At 65.6% G+C, this 16,046-nt stretch carries 17 protein-coding genes; 8 read left to right on the top strand and 9 right to left on the bottom strand.

Going from position 1 to position 16,046, the window contains the following annotated elements; genetic code table 11:
- Positions 1 to 69 precede the first annotated feature (69 nt).
- Entirely contained in the window at positions 70 to 699 is a 630-nt protein-coding gene (locus ACXJLH_RS26390) for a DNA-3-methyladenine glycosylase family protein (RefSeq protein WP_056197741.1), read from the bottom strand.
- Positions 699 to 2,072 (bottom strand): cysteine--tRNA ligase, encoded by a 1,374-nt coding sequence (gene cysS / locus ACXJLH_RS26395; protein WP_457447337.1) that lies wholly within the window; start codon positions 2,070 to 2,072, stop codon positions 699 to 701. The genes ACXJLH_RS26390 and cysS overlap by 1 nt, the downstream gene beginning before the upstream one ends.
- Before the next feature lie 118 nt (positions 2,073 to 2,190).
- Between cysS and ACXJLH_RS26400 the strand changes: the two genes are divergently transcribed.
- The 5 genes from ACXJLH_RS26400 to ACXJLH_RS26420 are packed head-to-tail and all read left to right on the top strand — an operon-like array spanning position 2,191 to position 5,305.
- Entirely contained in the window at positions 2,191 to 2,718 is a 528-nt protein-coding gene (locus ACXJLH_RS26400; protein ID WP_056197745.1) for a tetratricopeptide repeat protein, read from the top strand.
- A gap of 13 nt (positions 2,719 to 2,731) precedes the next feature.
- The gene (locus ACXJLH_RS26405) at positions 2,732 to 3,295 is read left to right on the top strand and encodes a peptidylprolyl isomerase (RefSeq protein ID WP_457447339.1); all 564 of its coding nucleotides are present in this window, start codon (positions 2,732 to 2,734) and stop codon (positions 3,293 to 3,295) included.
- Positions 3,292 to 3,789, top strand: coding sequence for a peptidylprolyl isomerase (locus ACXJLH_RS26410; protein ID WP_056197749.1), 498 nt, complete (start codon positions 3,292 to 3,294; stop codon positions 3,787 to 3,789). The genes ACXJLH_RS26405 and ACXJLH_RS26410 overlap by 4 nt, the downstream gene beginning before the upstream one ends.
- A complete protein-coding gene (locus tag ACXJLH_RS26415; protein WP_457447341.1) occupies positions 3,786 to 4,532 on the top strand; it encodes a UDP-2,3-diacylglucosamine diphosphatase in 747 nt (248 codons plus the stop codon). Before ACXJLH_RS26410 ends, ACXJLH_RS26415 begins: the two co-directional genes overlap by 4 nt.
- Entirely contained in the window at positions 4,532 to 5,305 is a 774-nt protein-coding gene (locus tag ACXJLH_RS26420) for a M90 family metallopeptidase (protein WP_457447367.1), read from the top strand. The genes ACXJLH_RS26415 and ACXJLH_RS26420 overlap by 1 nt, the downstream gene beginning before the upstream one ends.
- 48 nt (positions 5,306 to 5,353) lie before the next feature.
- Here ACXJLH_RS26420 and clpA read toward each other — a convergent pair whose 3' ends face one another.
- Positions 5,354 to 7,681 (bottom strand): ATP-dependent Clp protease ATP-binding subunit ClpA, encoded by a 2,328-nt coding sequence (clpA, locus tag ACXJLH_RS26425; RefSeq protein ID WP_056197757.1) that lies wholly within the window; start codon positions 7,679 to 7,681, stop codon positions 5,354 to 5,356.
- A complete protein-coding gene (clpS, locus tag ACXJLH_RS26430) occupies positions 7,678 to 8,058 on the bottom strand; it encodes an ATP-dependent Clp protease adapter ClpS (protein WP_056197758.1) in 381 nt (126 codons plus the stop codon). Before clpS ends, clpA begins: the two co-directional genes overlap by 4 nt.
- 195 nt (positions 8,059 to 8,253) lie before the next feature.
- Between clpS and ACXJLH_RS26435 the strand changes: the two genes are divergently transcribed.
- Both ACXJLH_RS26435 and ACXJLH_RS26440 read left to right on the top strand, forming a co-directional pair.
- Positions 8,254 to 8,505 carry a cold shock domain-containing protein gene (locus ACXJLH_RS26435; protein ID WP_457355327.1) on the top strand — a complete coding sequence of 84 codons (252 nt, stop codon included), beginning with the start codon at positions 8,254 to 8,256 and terminating at the stop codon, positions 8,503 to 8,505.
- A gap of 166 nt (positions 8,506 to 8,671) precedes the next feature.
- Complete coding sequence (locus tag ACXJLH_RS26440) at positions 8,672 to 10,909, top strand: NADP-dependent isocitrate dehydrogenase (protein ID WP_457447343.1); 2,238 nt, start codon at positions 8,672 to 8,674, stop codon at positions 10,907 to 10,909.
- A gap of 264 nt (positions 10,910 to 11,173) precedes the next feature.
- Here ACXJLH_RS26440 and ACXJLH_RS26445 read toward each other — a convergent pair whose 3' ends face one another.
- The 4 genes from ACXJLH_RS26445 to hemN all read right to left on the bottom strand — a co-directional run bounded on the left by ACXJLH_RS26445 (position 11,174) and on the right by hemN (position 14,817).
- A complete protein-coding gene (locus tag ACXJLH_RS26445; RefSeq protein ID WP_056197762.1) occupies positions 11,174 to 11,449 on the bottom strand; it encodes a hypothetical protein in 276 nt (91 codons plus the stop codon).
- 33 nt (positions 11,450 to 11,482) lie between these two features.
- Positions 11,483 to 12,739: an NADP-dependent isocitrate dehydrogenase gene (gene icd, locus ACXJLH_RS26450; protein ID WP_457447345.1), complete on the bottom strand. Its 1,257-nt coding sequence runs from the start codon at positions 12,737 to 12,739 to the stop codon at positions 11,483 to 11,485.
- Between the two features lie 63 nt (positions 12,740 to 12,802).
- Positions 12,803 to 13,423 carry an urease accessory protein UreH domain-containing protein gene (locus ACXJLH_RS26455; protein WP_457447346.1) on the bottom strand — a complete coding sequence of 207 codons (621 nt, stop codon included), beginning with the start codon at positions 13,421 to 13,423 and terminating at the stop codon, positions 12,803 to 12,805.
- Entirely contained in the window at positions 13,423 to 14,817 is a 1,395-nt protein-coding gene (hemN, locus tag ACXJLH_RS26460) for an oxygen-independent coproporphyrinogen III oxidase (RefSeq protein WP_457447348.1), read from the bottom strand. Before hemN ends, ACXJLH_RS26455 begins: the two co-directional genes overlap by 1 nt.
- Positions 14,818 to 14,901: 84 nt before the next feature.
- Here hemN and ACXJLH_RS26465 point away from each other — a divergent pair, with 84 nt between their 5' ends.
- Positions 14,902 to 15,639 carry a helix-turn-helix domain-containing protein gene (locus ACXJLH_RS26465; RefSeq protein ID WP_056197767.1) on the top strand — a complete coding sequence of 246 codons (738 nt, stop codon included), beginning with the start codon at positions 14,902 to 14,904 and terminating at the stop codon, positions 15,637 to 15,639.
- Between the two features lie 60 nt (positions 15,640 to 15,699).
- Here ACXJLH_RS26465 and ACXJLH_RS26470 read toward each other — a convergent pair whose 3' ends face one another.
- Positions 15,700 to 16,044, bottom strand: coding sequence for a BON domain-containing protein (locus ACXJLH_RS26470; protein WP_056197769.1), 345 nt, complete (start codon positions 16,042 to 16,044; stop codon positions 15,700 to 15,702).
- Positions 16,045 to 16,046 lie beyond the last annotated feature (2 nt).

Below are 16,046 nucleotides of genomic sequence, written 5' to 3' on the forward strand. Positions count from 1 at the left end.
CTTGACGGGTGTCTGTCGGCTTTGGAGCGTCCCGGCGTGCGGCCCGCTCTGGGTGGTTGAACAATGACCTCAATAGTCCACAGGCAGCGGGTCGAGGCTGCGCCAAATGTACCAAACCGCTACCGAACGGTAGGGTGCCCAGGCGTCGCCGACTTCGCGCGCCTCGGCGCGGGAGACAGGTTCGCCCGAAAAGTAATTCTGGCTGATGCCCTTCAACAAGCCGATGTCATCCAGGGGCATCACATTGGGGCGCATCAAGTGAAAAATCAAGAACATCTCGGCCGTCCACCGGCCGATGCCACGAATGGCAACGAGCTCTTCGATGATGGCTTCGTCGTCCATCTGCGCCCATTGGCGCACATGAACCTGGCCAGTGTCGAAATGTTCCGCCAGGTCGCGCAGGTATTCGACCTTGCGGGCGGACAGGCCGGCAGCGCGCTGCTCATCCACACCCAGGCCCAGCACGGCGGTCGGCTGGAATTTGGTCATCAGCGCGATCCAGCGGTTCCAGACCGATTGGGCGGCCTTGACCGAGATCTGCTGGCCGACGATGGAGCGGGCCAGCGTCGCGAAGGCGTCGCCGCGGCTCTGCAACCGCGCCTCGCCGAACTGCGGGATGAGCTTCTTCATGACCCGGTCGCGCTTGACCAGGTGCTTGCAGGCCTCGTCCCAATAGGCCGGGATCACTTCGGGCGGCATCAGCTCTTCACCCAGGTCGTGCCGTCGGCACCGTCCTTCAGCATGATGCCCTTGGCCGTCAACTCGGCGCGGATCGCGTCGGCACCCGCAAAGTCCTTGGCGGCCTTGGCGGCAGCGCGGGCCGCGATGCGCGCCTCGATCCAGGCCGCGTCGTCAATGCCCGAGCCGCCCTGCAGATAGGCGCGCGGCTCCTGCTGCAGGACGCCGAGCACGCCGGCCAGCGCCTTCAGCAAGCCGGCACGCTGGGGTGAGCGATCACGGTTGACTTCGTTGACGAGGTCAAACAGCACGGCGATGGCACCGGGCGTGCCGAAGTCCTCGTCCATCGCCGTCTTGAAGGCAGCGGCGCTGGGCTCGCTCCAGTCGACGGCGACTTCGGACGGCGGCACGGCGTCCAACGCCGTGTACAGGCGCGTCAGCGCGGCTCGGGCGTCTTCGAGGTGGGCATCGCTGAAGTTGAACGGCCGGCGATAGTGGGTGCGCAGCATGAAGAAGCGCAGCGTCTCGCCGTCGAACTTCTGCAGCACGTCGCGGATGGTGAAGAAGTTGCCCAGGCTCTTGGCCATCTTTTCGCCATCGACGTTCAGGAAGCCGTTGTGCAGCCAGTAGCGCGCGAAGGGGTAGCCCGCGCCCTCGCTCTGGGCGATCTCGTTCTCGTGGTGAGGGAACTGCAGATCGGTGCCACCACCGTGGATGTCAAAGCTTTCGCCGAGCAGCGCGCAGCTCATTGCCGAGCACTCGATGTGCCAACCCGGGCGGCCCTCGCCGAAGGGAGCTGCCCACTTGGCGTCCGCCGGCTCCTCGGCCTTGGCGGCCTTCCAGAGCACAAAGTCCAGCGGGTCCAGCTTGCCGTCGTCCACGGCCACGCGCTCGCCGGCGCGCAGGTCATCGATGCTCTTGCCGCTGAGCTTGCCGTAGCCTTCGAACTTGCGCACCGCGTAGTTCACGTCGCCAGTATCAGAACGGTAGGCCAGGCCACGCTCTTCCAGGCGCTCGATCAGCGACAGCATCTGCGGCACGTACTCGGTCGCGCGCGGTTCGTGGTCCGGGCGCAGCAGGCCGACAGCGGCGAAGTCCTCGTGCATCGCCGCGCTCATCTCTTCGGTGAGCTGGCGGATGGTGATGCCGCGCTCGACGGCACGCTTGATGATCTTGTCGTCGATGTCGGTGATGTTGCGCACATAGGTGACGCCGTAACCACTGGCACGCAGCCAGCGGTAGATGACGTCGAACGCCATGTTCATGCGCAGATGCCCCATGTGGCAGAGGTCGTAGACCGTGATGCCGCAAACGTACATGCGCACTTGGCCAGGCACGAGCGGTTGGAAGTCTTCGAGATCTCGGCTGAGGGAGTTGTGAACGCGCAGGGACATGAAAAACGAGGGCAGCAGCCACCAACAAGAAGCCCCGCACCGGGTCCGCCCAGGCGGGGCTCATAGAATGAATTCAGTATAGCGGCCGACCCTGACGCCGCCCCCCGCTACAACCCTCATGCGCCTGCCCTTCCCCACCCTCGCGTTGCCCTGCCTGCTGATCCTGGCGCTGGCAACCACGCCGGTTCGCGCCGACGACCTTGCCAGCGCCCAGCGGCTTTGGCTGGCCGGCCAGAAGAGCCAGGCCGTCGAGCAGGTCGAGCAGGCCCTGACCCGTCAACCTGATGATCTGCAACTGCGCTTCGCCCTGGGTGTCATGCGCATGGAACTGGGCGAGCCTGCCAAGGCGACGGCCATCTTCACCCGCCTCACGCAGGACTTCCCCGACCTGGCCGACCCCTACAACAATCTCGCCGTACTGCACGCGGCCGCCGGCGAACTCGACGAAGCCAAGGCCGCGCTGGAGCAGGCCCTGCGCCTGCATCCCGACCATGCCCAGGCCCAGGAAAATCTGGGCGATGTGTTGGTACGCCTGGCTCTGCGCGCCTACCAGCGTGCCCAGAAGTCGGCCCTGATGCCCAGCGACACGCTGGCCGGCAAGATCAACCGCACGCTGGCCCTGACCCGCGAATTGCGCACCCGCTAACCACTCGCCTCCCATGACCAAAATCCTTCCTCTCCTTCTCGCCGGCCTGCTGGCCACGCTGGGCGCCGAGGCCCAGACCGTCAAGCTGCAGACCACCGAAGGCGACATCCGCATCGAACTGAACGCCCAGAAGGCGCCCAAGTCGGTCGCCAACTTCCTGCAATATGTGAAGGCCGGCCACTACAACGGCACGGTCTTCCACCGCGTCATGGCAACCTTCATGATCCAGGGCGGCGGTTACGACACCAAGCTGAACCAGAAGCCGACCAAGCCGCCCATCCCGCTGGAGTCGCACAACGGCCTGACCAATGTGCGCGGCAGCATCGCCATGGCGCGCACCAACGACCCGAACTCGGCAACCTCGCAGTTCTTCGTCAACGTGGTGGACAACCCCATGCTCGACGGCGAACCGGACAATCCGGCCTCGGGCTATGCCGTCTTCGGCCAGGTCATCGAGGGCATGGACGTCGTCGACAAGATCCGCGCCGTCGAGGTCACGCCGCACGGCATGCACCAGCATTTCCCGGTCAAGCCCATCTTCATCACCAAGGCTCTCGTTGAGCCCGTCAAAAAATGAGCCAAGTCAAACTCACCACCAACCACGGCGACATCCTCATTGAGCTGGATGCCGAGAAGGCGCCGCTGTCGGTCGCCAACTTCCTGAACTACGTCCGCAAGGGCCACTACGACGGCACGGTGTTCCACCGCGTCATCAAGGGCTTCATGGTCCAGGGCGGCGGCTTTGAGGTCGGCATGAATCAAAAGCCCACCGAGGCGGCCATCCAGAACGAGGCCAACAACGGCCTGAAGAACGCCCACTACACGCTGGCCATGGCGCGCACCAACGCGCCGCACTCGGCCACGGCGCAGTTCTTCATCAACACGACCAACAACGGCTTCCTGGACTTCAAGTCCGAGAGCCCGTCGGGCTGGGGCTATGCCGTCTTCGGCAAGGTCATCGAGGGCAAGGACGTCGTCGACAAGATCGAGAAGTCCAAGACCGCCACGCGTGGCGGCCATGGTGACGTGCCGGTCGAAGACGTCATCATCGAGAAAGCCGTCGAGGTTTGATCCACACGCTGACGGCCCCGGCGCAGTGGCGGCAGATCGATCTGCTGTCGGACTTGCACCTCGGGCCGGACACGCCGGGCACGCTGGCCCGGCTTGAGCAGCACCTTGCGCAGACGCCCGCGCAAGCGGTGCTGCTGCTCGGCGACATTTTCGAGGTCTGGGTCGGCGACGACGCGCGGAACGAGCCCTTCGAGGCCCGCGTCGTACGCCTACTGCACGATGCGTCGCGGCGCCTGGACCTCTTCTTCATGCACGGCAACCGCGACTTCCTTGTCGGCGCGGAGTTGCTGGCGGACACCGGCATGGCCGCCCTGCCCGATCCCACGGTGCTCGATGCCTTTGGCCAGCGCTGGCTGCTGGCGCATGGCGATGCGCAATGCCTTGCCGACACCGCCTACCAGGCCTTCCGCCGCCAGGTGCGCTCGCCCGAATGGCAGGCCCAGGTGCTGGCGCAGCCGCTCGAAGCTCGCCAGGCGCTGGGGCGCCAGATGCGCGAAGGCAGCCGCGCGGCGCAAGCCGCGCAACTGATGGCCACCGACCTTGACGCCGAGGCTTGCCGCGCGCTGCTGAACGAAGCCGGCGCGACGACGATGATCCACGGCCACACACACCGCCCTGCCGAGCACGATCTGGGCGACGGGCTCAGGCGCGTCGTGCTGTCGGACTGGGACCTCGATGGCACCCCACCGCGCGGCGACGTCATCCGCCTGTCCGCAGCCGGTCTGCAACGCCTTTCCCTGTGATCCTGAAAGCTTTGCGCAACTGGCGTGAGCAACGCGCCGTCGAACGCCATGCGATTCCAGATGCGCTATGGCAGCTGACCCTGCTGCGCTACCCCTTCCTGGCCCAGCGCGGCGAGGACGACCTCGCCGAGCTGCGCCGGCTGTCGAGCATTTTCCTGTCGACCAAGGAGTTCCACGGTGTCGGCGGCTTCGAGGTGACCGACGAAGTCGCCGTCGCCGTCGCGGCCCAGGCCTGCCTGCCCGTGCTGCGGCTGGGCCTGTCCTGGTATGACGGTTTCGTCGGCATCGTCATGCATGAGGGCGAAGTCGTGGCGCAGCGGCGCTTTGAGGACGAGGACGGTGTCGTCCACGAGTACGACGAGGAGCTGGCCGGCGAAGCCATGGAAGGCGGCCCGCTGATGCTGACCTGGAATGCCATCGCCGTCAGCGACGACCCGGCCGAGTTCGGCGCGGACGCGGTCTTCAACGTCGTCATCCACGAGTTCGCCCACGTCATCGACATGCGAGATGGGCTGGCTGACGGCGCGCCCCCGCTGGACGCCGACGAACGCGAGCGTTGGACCACGGTCATCGACGCCGAATGGGAGAAATTCTGCGCCCGCATCGACGCCGGCGAGGAGACGCTGATCGACCCCTACGGCGGCGAGGCCGTCGAGGAATTCTTCGCCGTCGCCGTGGAGGCCTTCTTCGTCGCCCCGGCCGCCATGCGGGCGGAGGAGCCGGCGATGTACGAGCTGCTGGCCGGCTTCTTCAAACAGGACCCGGCTGGTTGAACGAAAAAGGGGACGCCGCAGCGTCCCTTTCCGTCTGAGCGCTGAAACTCAAGCCGTCGCCGGCTCCGCCTTGGGCTTGTTGTCCTTGGCCGGCTTGGGCGGCGTGGGCTGGATGTCCAGCACCGTCTCGCCCTTGTCGTCCACGTCCACGCTCAGGCGCCCGCCATCGACCAGCTTGCCGAACAGCAACTCGTCGGCCAGCGCGCGGCGGATGGTGTCCTGGATGAGGCGCTGCATCGGCCGCGCACCCATCAGCGGATCGAACCCCTTCTTGGCCAGATGCTTGCGCAGCGCGTCGGAGAAGCTGACCTCGACCTTCTTCTCCTGCAGCTGGCTTTCCAGTTGCAGCAGGAACTTGTCGACCACACGCAGGATGATTTCCTCGTCCAGCGGGCGGAAGGACACGATGGCGTCCAGGCGGTTGCGGAACTCCGGCGTGAACAGGCGCTTGATGTCGGCCATCTCGTCGCCCTGCTGGCGCGAGTTGGTGAAGCCGATGGTGGCCTTGTTCAGCGCCTCGGCACCCGCGTTGGTCGTCATGATGATGATGACGTTGCGGAAGTCGGCCTTGCGCCCGTTGTTGTCGGTCAGCGTGCCGTGGTCCATGACCTGCAGCAGCACGTTGAAGACATCCGGGTGCGCTTTCTCGATTTCATCGAGCAGCAGCACCGAGTGCGGCTTCTTTGTGACCGCCTCGGTCAGCAGGCCGCCCTGGTCAAAACCGACATAGCCCGGAGGCGCACCGATCAGGCGGCTGACAGCATGGCGCTCCATGTACTCCGACATGTCGAAGCGGATCAACTCGATGCCCAGGATGTAGGCAAGCTGCTTGGCGACCTCCGTCTTGCCGACACCCGTGGGGCCGCTGAACAGGAAGGAGCCCACCGGCTTCTCGGGCCGGCCCAGGCCCGAGCGCGCCATCTTGATGGCGGCGGCGAGCGCGTCGACCGCCGGGTCCTGCCCGAACACGACGCTCTTCAGGTCGCGGTCCAGCGTCTTGAGCTTGCTGCGGTCATCGCTGTTGACCGATGCGGGCGGGATGCGCGCGATCTTGGCGACGATGTCCTCGACCTCGACGCGCGTGATGGTCTTCTTCTGCTTGCTCTTGGGCAGGATGCGCTGGGCAGCACCGGCCTCGTCGATGACGTCGATGGCCTTGTCCGGCAGGTGGCGATCATTGATGTACTTGGCCGACAGCTCGGCGGCCGCCTGGAGCGCGCCCAGGGCGTACTTGACCGAGTGATGCTCCTCGAAGCGGCTCTTGAGCCCCTTCAGGATCTCGATGGTCTGCTCGACCGAAGGCTCGGCGACGTCGATCTTCTGGAAACGCCGGCTCAGCGCCGCGTCCTTCTCGAAGATGCCGCGGTACTCGGTGAAGGTGGTCGCACCGATGCACTTCATCGCGCCGCTGGACAGCGCCGGCTTGAGCAGGTTGCTCGCGTCCAGCGTGCCGCCCGAGGCCGCACCGGCGCCGATCAGCGTGTGGATCTCGTCGATGAAGAGGATGGCGCTGGGTTGGTCCTTCAGCGCCTTCAGAACCGCCTTCAGGCGCTGCTCGAAGTCGCCGCGGTACTTGGTACCCGCCAGCAGCGCGCCCATGTCCAGCGAGTAGACGACGGCGTCGGCGAGGACCTCAGGGACTTCGCCTTCGGTGATCCTCCAGGCCAGGCCTTCAGCGATGGCCGTCTTGCCCACGCCGGCCTCGCCGACCAGCAGCGGGTTGTTCTTGCGCCGGCGGCACAGCACCTGCACGACGCGCTCGACCTCGGACTCGCGACCGATCAGCGGGTCGATCTTGCCGTCCTTGGCCAGCTGGTTCAGGTTCTGCGTGAACTGCTCCAGCGGCGACGCCTTGGCGCTGCCGCCCTCGCCTTCCTCGCGCTCGCCTTCCTGGCTGCCGGGGGCCTGGCCCTCGGGGTTCTTGGGCGGCTCGGGATCGGTCTTCTTGATGCCGTGGGCGATGAAATTGACGACGTCCAGGCGCGTGACGCCCTGCTGGTGCAGGTAGTAGACGGCGTGCGAATCCTTCTCGCCGAAGATGGCGACGAGCACGTTGGCGCCGGTCACTTCCTTCTTGCCGCTGCCGGTGCTCTGCACGTGCATGATGGCGCGCTGGATGACACGTTGGAAGCCCAGCGTGGGCTGGGTGTCCACCTCGTCGCTGCCGCCCACCATCGGCGTGTTTTCCTTGATGAACTGCGTCAGGCTCTTGCGCAGGTCGTCCAGGTTGGCCGCGCAGGCGCGCAGCACCTCCGCGGCGCTGGGGTTGTCGAGCAAAGCGAGCAGCAGGTGCTCGACGGTGATGAATTCGTGCCGCTGCTGGCGTGCTTCGACGAACGCCATGTGCAAACTGACTTCAAGCTCTTGCGCAATCATGCGGCCTCCATAATGCACTGCAGGGGGTGGCCGGCACGCCGTGAGGCGGCCAGAACCAACTCCACCTTGGTCGCGGCGACGTCCTTGGTGAACACACCGCAGACCCCGCGACCCTCGTGGTGGATTTTGAGCATGATCTGCGTCGCCGTATCGAGGTCATGCCGGAAAAATTCCTGCAGAACCATGACAACAAACTCCATCGGCGTGAAATCGTCGTTCAGCAGCAGGACCTGGTAGAGCCGGGGGGGCTCGGTTTTCTGGGTCTGCCGCTCGACGACGACCGCGCCCTCGCCTTCGTCCTTGCCCGGCTTCAGAGGGGGCGCGGGCGGGGGCGGGGGCGACTGGTTTCGCGGTGAAAAGACGGGGAGCACAGGCATGTCGGGATTCTATCGACGGGGGCTTCCCCTCGCCGACCGCGGGCAGTTGGCGACGCTCCTGGAAATTGCAAGCGCAGGGCGGAAGGTTCTGAGGGTGAACCCGGCCGGGAAGGTCCCGAATTGACGCTTTTTATTGCGCTACCAGAATCTGCCTCCGCCTCCCCAGGAGGTGCCACAAAGAATGGAGACAAGATGATGGCACTGGGCAAAGTCAAGTGGTTCAACGATGCCAAGGGCTTCGGATTCATCGAGCCGGAAGCTGGCGGAGATGATGTCTTCGCCCATTTTTCAGCGATCCAGATGGAAGGCTTTCGGACGCTGAAGCAGGGCAGCCAGGTGCAGTTCGACCTGGTGCAGGGCCCCAAAGGCCAGCTTGCGCAGAACATCACGCCGATGGAAGCCGCACGCGCCGCCGAGCAGCAGCAACAGCCGCAACTGGCGTCCTGAGCTGAGCTCACAAATCAAAAGCCCCGTGGCCTGACGCCACGGGGCTTTTGCATTGGCGCCGCCGGGCTCGCGCAGCAAGCGCGCGCCCGGCTTGCTAGAGTTACGTGTTGCGCGCCGCCTCCTGGCGCTGTGTGCAGCACGGATTGCCATCTACCGGAACACGCTCATGACCGCCGAAAAGACCCAGATTGTTTACACGTTGACCGACGAAGCCCCCCGCTTGGCCACTGCCTCGCTGCTGCCGGTCGTCAAGGCCTTCGCGGCGTCGGCTGGGATCGACGTCGTCAGCAGCGACATCTCGGTGGCCAGCCGCATCCTGGGCCAGTTCCCGGAACTGCTGACCGAAGAGCAGCGCGTGCCCGACAACCTGGCCGCCCTGGGCAAGCTGACGTTGAAGTCGGAAGCCAACATCATCAAATTGCCCAATATCAGCGCCTCGGTGTCGCAGTTGAAGGCCGCCATCAAGGAACTGCAGGACAAGGGCTACAAGATCCCGGACTACCCCGAAAAGCCCGAGACGGATGAGCAGAAGGACATCCGCGCGCGCTACAACAAGTGCATCGGCTCGGCCGTGAACCCGGTGCTGCGCGAAGGCAACTCCGACCGCCGCGCGCCCAAGGCGGTGAAGGAATACGCCCGCAAGAACCCGCACCGCATGGACGACTGGAGCCAGGCCTCGCGCTCGCACGTCTCGCACATGCATGACGGCGACTTCTATCACGGTGAAAAGTCGATCACGCTGGACCGCGCACGCGACGTGAAGATGGAGCTCATCACCAAGAGCGGCAAGGCCATCGTGCTCAAGGCCAAGGTTTCGCTGCTGGACCGCGAGGTCGTCGACTCGATGTACATGAGCAAGAAGGCCCTGCTGGCCTTCTATGAGAAAGAGATCGAGGACGCGCGCAAGACCGGCGTGATGTTCTCGCTGCACGTCAAGGCCACCATGATGAAGGTGTCCCATCCCATCGTGTTCGGCCACTGCGTGCGCATCTTCTACCGCGACGCGTTCGAGAAGCACGCCAAGCTGTTCGACGAACTGGGCATCAACGTCAACAACGGCATGGTGGACCTGTACACCAAGATCGCCACGCTGCCCAGCGCCAAGCAGGACGAGATCAAGCGCGACCTGCACGCCTGCCACGAACACCGCCCCGAACTGGCGATGGTGGACTCGGCCAAGGGCATCACCAACTTCCATTCGCCCAACGACGTCATCGTCGACGCCTCCATGCCCGCGATGATCCGCAGCGGCGGCAAGATGTACGGCGCCGATGGCCGCCTGAAGGACGTCAAGGCCGTGATGCCGGAGTCGACCTTTGCCCGCATCTACCAGGAGATCATCAACTTCTGCAAATGGCATGGCGCCTTCGACCCGCGCACCATGGGCACGGTGCCCAACGTGGGCCTGATGGCCCAGCAGGCCGAGGAATACGGCTCGCACGACAAGACCTTCGAGATCCCGGAGGACGGCGTGGCCAACATCACCGATCTCGCCACCGGCGAGGTGCTGATGAGCCAGGACGTCGAGCAGGGCGACATCTGGCGCATGTGCCAGTGCAAGGACGCCGCCGTCCGCGACTGGGTCAAGCTGGCCGTCACGCGCGCCCGCAACTCCGGCATGCCGGTGGTGTTCTGGCTGGACTCCTACCGCCCGCACGAGGCGCAGCTCATCACCAAGGTCAAGATGTACCTGCATGAGCACAATACGACCGGCCTGGACATCCAGATCATGAGCCAGGTGCGCGCGATGCGTTACACGCTGGAGCGCGTCATCCGCGGCCAGGACACCATCAGCGCCACCGGCAACATCCTGCGCGACTACCTGACCGACCTCTTCCCCATCATGGAACTGGGCACCTCGGCCAAGATGCTGTCCATCGTGCCGTTGATGGCTGGCGGCGGCATGTACGAAACCGGCGCCGGTGGCTCGGCGCCCAAGCACGTGCAGCAGCTGGTGGAGGAAAACCACCTGCGCTGGGATTCGCTGGGCGAGTTCCTGGCGCTGGCGGTCAGCCTGGAAGACGTGGGCATGAAGACCAAGAACGCCAAGGCCAAGGTGCTGGCCAAGGCCCTGGATGCCGCCACCGGCAAGTTGCTGGACAACGGCAAGGGCCCCAGCCCCAAGACCGGCGAGCTCGACAACCGCGGCAGCCACTTCTACCTGACGCTGTACTGGGCCCAGGCCCTGGCCGAGCAGACCGAGGACGCCGAACTGGCGGCCCGCTTCAAGCCACTGGCCCAGACGCTGACCGCCAACGAGGCCAAGATCGCCGAGGAACTGAAGGCCGTCCAAGGCAAGCCGACCGACATCGGCGGCTATTTCCTGCCGGACGTTGCCAAGCTCGACAAGGTCATGCGTCCCAGCGCCACGTTCAATGCGGCGCTGCAATCGCTGGCCAGCTGATCGACCGCTGAACGAAGAAACGGGGCGCCATCGGCGCCCCGTTTTGCTTGCAACGCCTCATGACGCGTTGCGATTTCACGCTGGCGGGTATTCCGCAATGAAACAGCCAGCCCAACGACCAAAATATTTACTACAGTCTGATACCAGGCGTTTGCTCCTGCAAAGCTTCTGACAGGCGACACGTGAAGCACCACGGGTCGCCCCAAACCCCGGCCTGAGCGCCGGGGTTTCTTTTTGTGCACCTGGCAACAAAAGCCGGCGCCCTCAATGCGGCACGGGCTTGCGAAACGGATCCGGCACAGGATTCGGCTTCAACGCGCCACGGACCCGCTCCACGGCGGCAGCGGAATCCTTGTCATCGACCGACACGATCAGCCGCAGCCAGCTAGCCTTGTTGAGGTCCGTCTCACGACGAGTCCAACACCACACCTGTGCACCGCGCTCACCCGAACGGTCAGCCAGATACACCTCGTCGAAGTCCGCCCCCTCGTAGATGAGGAGCTGATTTTCGTCAACGTAGGTGTTGATGTAGTCCGGCATGCCCAAAGTCTAGGCGTTCGGGGCGAAACCGTGTCACTCCATCTGGTCAATCATCACCTGCCCGAACCCGGAGCACGACACCTGCGTCGCGCCGTCCATCAGGCGCGCGAAGTCGTAGGTCACCTTCTTGCTCAGGACGGCCTTCTCCATCGCGCTGATGATGAGGTCAGCGGCTGCTATCCAGCCCATGTGGCGCAGCATCATTTCGGCCGACAGGATCTCGGAGCCGGGGTTCACATAGTCCTTGCCGGCGTACTTCGGCGCCGTGCCGTGCGTGGCCTCGAACATCGCGATGGAGTCGCTCATGTTGGCGCCCGGGGCGATGCCGATGCCGCCCACCTGCGCGGCCAGTGCGTCGGAGATGTAGTCGCCGTTCAGGTTCAACGTGGCGATGACGCTGTACTCGGCCGGGCGCAGGATGATCTGCTGCAGGAAGGCGTCGGCGATGCTGTCCTTGATGGTGATGTCCTTGCCCGTCTTCGGGTTCTTGAACTTGCACCACGGGCCGCCATCGATGGGCTGGGCGCCGAACTCCTTCTGAGCCAGCGCATAGGCCCAATCTCGGAAACCGCCCTCCGTGAACTTCATGATGTTGCCCTTGTGCACGATGGTGACGCTGGGCTTGTTGTTGTCGATGGCGTACTGGATGGCCTTGCGCACCAGGCGCTCGGTGCCCTCCCGGCTGACAGGCTTGATGCCGATGCCCGAGGTGTTTGGGAAGCGGATCTTCTTGACGCCCATTTCGTCCTGCAGGAACTTGATGAGCTTCTTGGCCTTGTCGCTCTCGGCCTCGTATTCGATGCCGGCGTAGATGTCCTCCGAGTTCTCGCGGAAGATGACCATGTCGACCTTGTGCGGCTCCTTCACCGGGCTGGGCACGCCGTCGAAATACTGCACGGGGCGCAGGCAGACATACAGGTCCAGCTCCTGGCGCAGGGCGACGTTCAGCGAGCGGATGCCACCGCCGACGGGCGTGGTCAGCGGCCCCTTGATGGAGACGACGTATTCCTTCACGGCCTGCAGCGTCTCTTCGGGCAGCCACACATCGGGGCCGTACACGCGAGTGCTCTTCTCGCCGGCGTAGACCTCCATCCAATGGATCCTCTTCGCACCGCCGTAGGCCTTGGCCACCGCCGCGTCCACCACCTTGAGCATGACGGGCGTGATGTCCAGGCCGGTGCCGTCGCCTTCGATGTAGGGAATGATGGGCTGGTCGGGCACGTTCAGCGTGAAGTCGGCGTTGACGGTGATCTTCTGGCCGCCTTCAGGCACCTTGATGTGTTGGGACATGACGTGTGGGCTCCGCGCAAGAGACGAGACTAGGAAACGAAACCCGGCGAGTTTATGGCCGGCTCAGCAGGCCAGCAGGAGCCGCTGCCACACGCCGTGCACCAGCCCCCACGCCGCCCCCGCGGCCAGCATGAGCCCGGCCAGGCGCAGCGCCAGTACCTCACCACCCGTGCCCCGCTTGAGCAGCCGCGCCCGCCACAGCGGCGCGATGACGAGGCCCGGTGTGCTGGCCAGCGCAAAGCCGGCCATCGCCACGGCACCGCTCAAGGGCGAGCCTGACAAGCCGGCCAGCAGCAGCGCCGCATGCAGCAGCCCACAGGGCATGGCCACCCAGGCGATGCCGGTAGCGAAGGCATGGCGCGGCTGAGGGCGCCAGCGCATGGCGCCCAGCCACGCCGGCACGCGGCCACGCACCAACAGCGTCAGGCYGAACAGCAGCAGTGCCGCCTGCAGCAAGGCCCAGGCGGGCTGCAGCAGCGTCACGCTCTGCGAGACACGTGCGAGCGCCTGGGCGGACGCTGCCGCCACCGCACCCCCGGCGGCATAACCCAACAGTCGGCCGGCCAGCAGCCGCACGGGCCGGTGCCCCGCGGCGAGGGCGCAAGGCGCACTGCACATGGCCGCGCAGTGCGGCATGCCTGCCAGCCCCATCAGCGTGGCGGACAGGACCAGGGCCGCATCCATCAGATGATCTTGGAGAAGCGCTCGCGGCTGGCGTCGGCCTGCAGGTAGCGATCAAAGACCGACGCGACGGCGCGCACGAAATACCAGCCCAGCGGCGTGACCTGCAAAGCGTCGGGTTGCCGCTCGACCAGGCCCTGGTCGGCCAGCCGGGACAAGCGCTCCAGCTCCGGCGCGAAGTAGGTGGCAACGTCGACGAGATAGGACGCCGCGATGGACTCGAACTCCAGCCGGCCCTGGCACATCAGCGCCATGATGACGGCGCGGCGCAACAGGTCGTCGCGGGTCAAAGCCAGGCCGCGCTGCACGGGCAGCTGGCGCTGGTTCAGCGCATCCTCATACTCGGCCAGGGTCTTGGCGTTCTGCGCATACGTTGCGCCGACGCGGCTGATGGCCGAAACGCCCAGGCCGATGAGATCGCAATCAGGCTGCGTCGAATAGCCCTGGAAGTTGCGGTGCAGCAGGCCCTGGCGCTTGGCCACGGCCAGCGGGTCGTCGGGCAGCGCGAAATGGTCCATGCCGATGTAGGCATAGCCCTCGCCCAGCAGCGCGCTGATCGCGCCTGACAGCATGGCCAGCTTGTCACCCGCCGGCGGCAGCAACTCGGCGACGATGCGGCGCTGCGGCTTGAAGCGCTGCGGCAGGTGGGCATAGGCATACATCGCGATGCGGTCGGGCCGGAGCTCGGCGACCTGGGCGATGGTGCGCGCGAAGGACGCCGGCGTCTGCAGCGGCAGGCCATAGATCAGGTCGACGCTGATGGAGGCGAAACCCAGCTCGCGCGCCCCGCGCATCAGGGCCGCGACAGAGGCCAGCGGCTGCACGCGGTGCACGGCCTTCTGCACGGCCGGGTCGAAGTCCTGCACGCCGAAGGACAGGCGGTTGAACCCGAGCCGGCGCAGGTGCGCCAGGCGCGCCAGGTCGACCGTGCGCGGGTCCACCTCAATGGACAACTCGGCGCCAGGCAGCAGCTTGAAGCGCCGGCGCAACGCATCCATCAGCACGCTCAGTTCAGTGTCCGACAGAAAGGTCGGCGAGCCACCGCCCAGATGCAGTTGCGAAACGGGCGCGTGGCCACCCAGGGCCTCGGCCACCAGGTCCATCTCCAGGTTCAACGCGGCCAGATAGGGCTGGGCGCGCTCGTGGTGCTTGGTGATGATCTTGTTGCAGGCGCAGTAGTAGCAGAGCTGCTCACAGAACGGGATGTGCACATAGACCGACAGCGGCTGGGCCGCGCCGCGCTGTGCCAGGGCCTGCAGGTGCTGGGGTGCCTGGTAGGCCTCGACGAAGCGGTCGGCCGTCGGGTAGGAGGTGTAGCGCGGGCCGGCCACGTCGTGGCGCCTGATGTTGGCGTCAAGGAGGTCGGGGTCCAGCGGTCTTTCGGTCACAGCAGCCATGCGGCAACTGTGCCGATACCGCGGCTCGCCGGCCTTGATCCAGGTCAAGCGCGCAGTGCCGGCCCGGTCCAAGAATGCCAACCCATGAGTCTTCCCTGCCCCACCGCCGCGCTCGAGCCGCTCAAGGTCGCCTGCGCCAGCTGCAATCTGCGCGAGCTCTGCCTGCCTGTGGGCTTGCGGGCCGCCGACCTGACCCGCCTGGATGGCCTCGTCGCGATGCGACGCAGCGTGCCGCGCGGCGGGTATCTGTTTCGCAACGGCGAGAGCTTTGAAGCGTTGTACGCCGTGCGCACCGGCTTCTTCAAGACCCGCGTCGGCAGCGAGGATGGCCGCGACCAGGTCACCGGCTTCCAGATGGCCGGCGAGCTGCTCGGCCTGGACGGCATCAGCAGCGACCGTCACCACTGCGACGCCGTCGCGCTGGAGGACTCGTCCGTCTGCGTCATCCACTATTCCCAGCTGGAGGAGCTGTCACGCGAATTCAGCGTGCTGCAGCACTCCTTTCACAAGATCATGAGCCGGGAGATCGTGCGCGACCACGGCGTCATGCTGCTGCTCGGCAATATGCGGGCCGAGGAGCGCCTGGCGGCCTTCCTGCTGAACCTGACCCAGCGCCTGCAGGCACGCGGCTTCTCGGCATCCAGCCTCGTGCTGCGCATGACGCGCGAAGAGATCGGCAGCTACCTCGGCCTGAAACTGGAAACCGTCAGCCGCACCTTCTCCAAATTCCAGGAGGACGGGCTGCTGGAGGTCAAGCAGCGCCAGCTGCGCATCCTCGACCAGGCCGGGCTTCAGGTCTTGGTGAACAACAGCCGCTGCTGAAGCCAGACGAAAAAAGGCCCTGCGGGGGCGCGCAGGGCCTCGAGATCGAGGAAACGGCGGTCAGCCGACCTTGATCTCGTTGCGCACTTCCTTCACGCCGGGCACGGCCTGAACCAGCTTGATGGCCTTCTGGGCCAGGTCGGCGCTGGGTGCCGCGCCCTTGAGCACGACCACGCCAGCAGCGCTGCTGCTCACGGTCAGCGGCAGGGCTGCCAGATCCTTGTCCTGCTGCAATACGGCCTGGGCCTGGCTGGCAATCGTCGTGTCGCCGGCGGTTTGCGCCTGAGCAACCTGTTCGGCCGGGGCCGGCGTCGCCGGTGCTTGGTCAGCGGCAAAGGTTGCAGTGGCACTACCAGCCATCAAGGCGGCAGACAGCAGTCGGGCGAAGGTGGATGTTTGTCGCATGC

Source organism: Roseateles sp. P5_E4 (assembly GCF_054049255.1).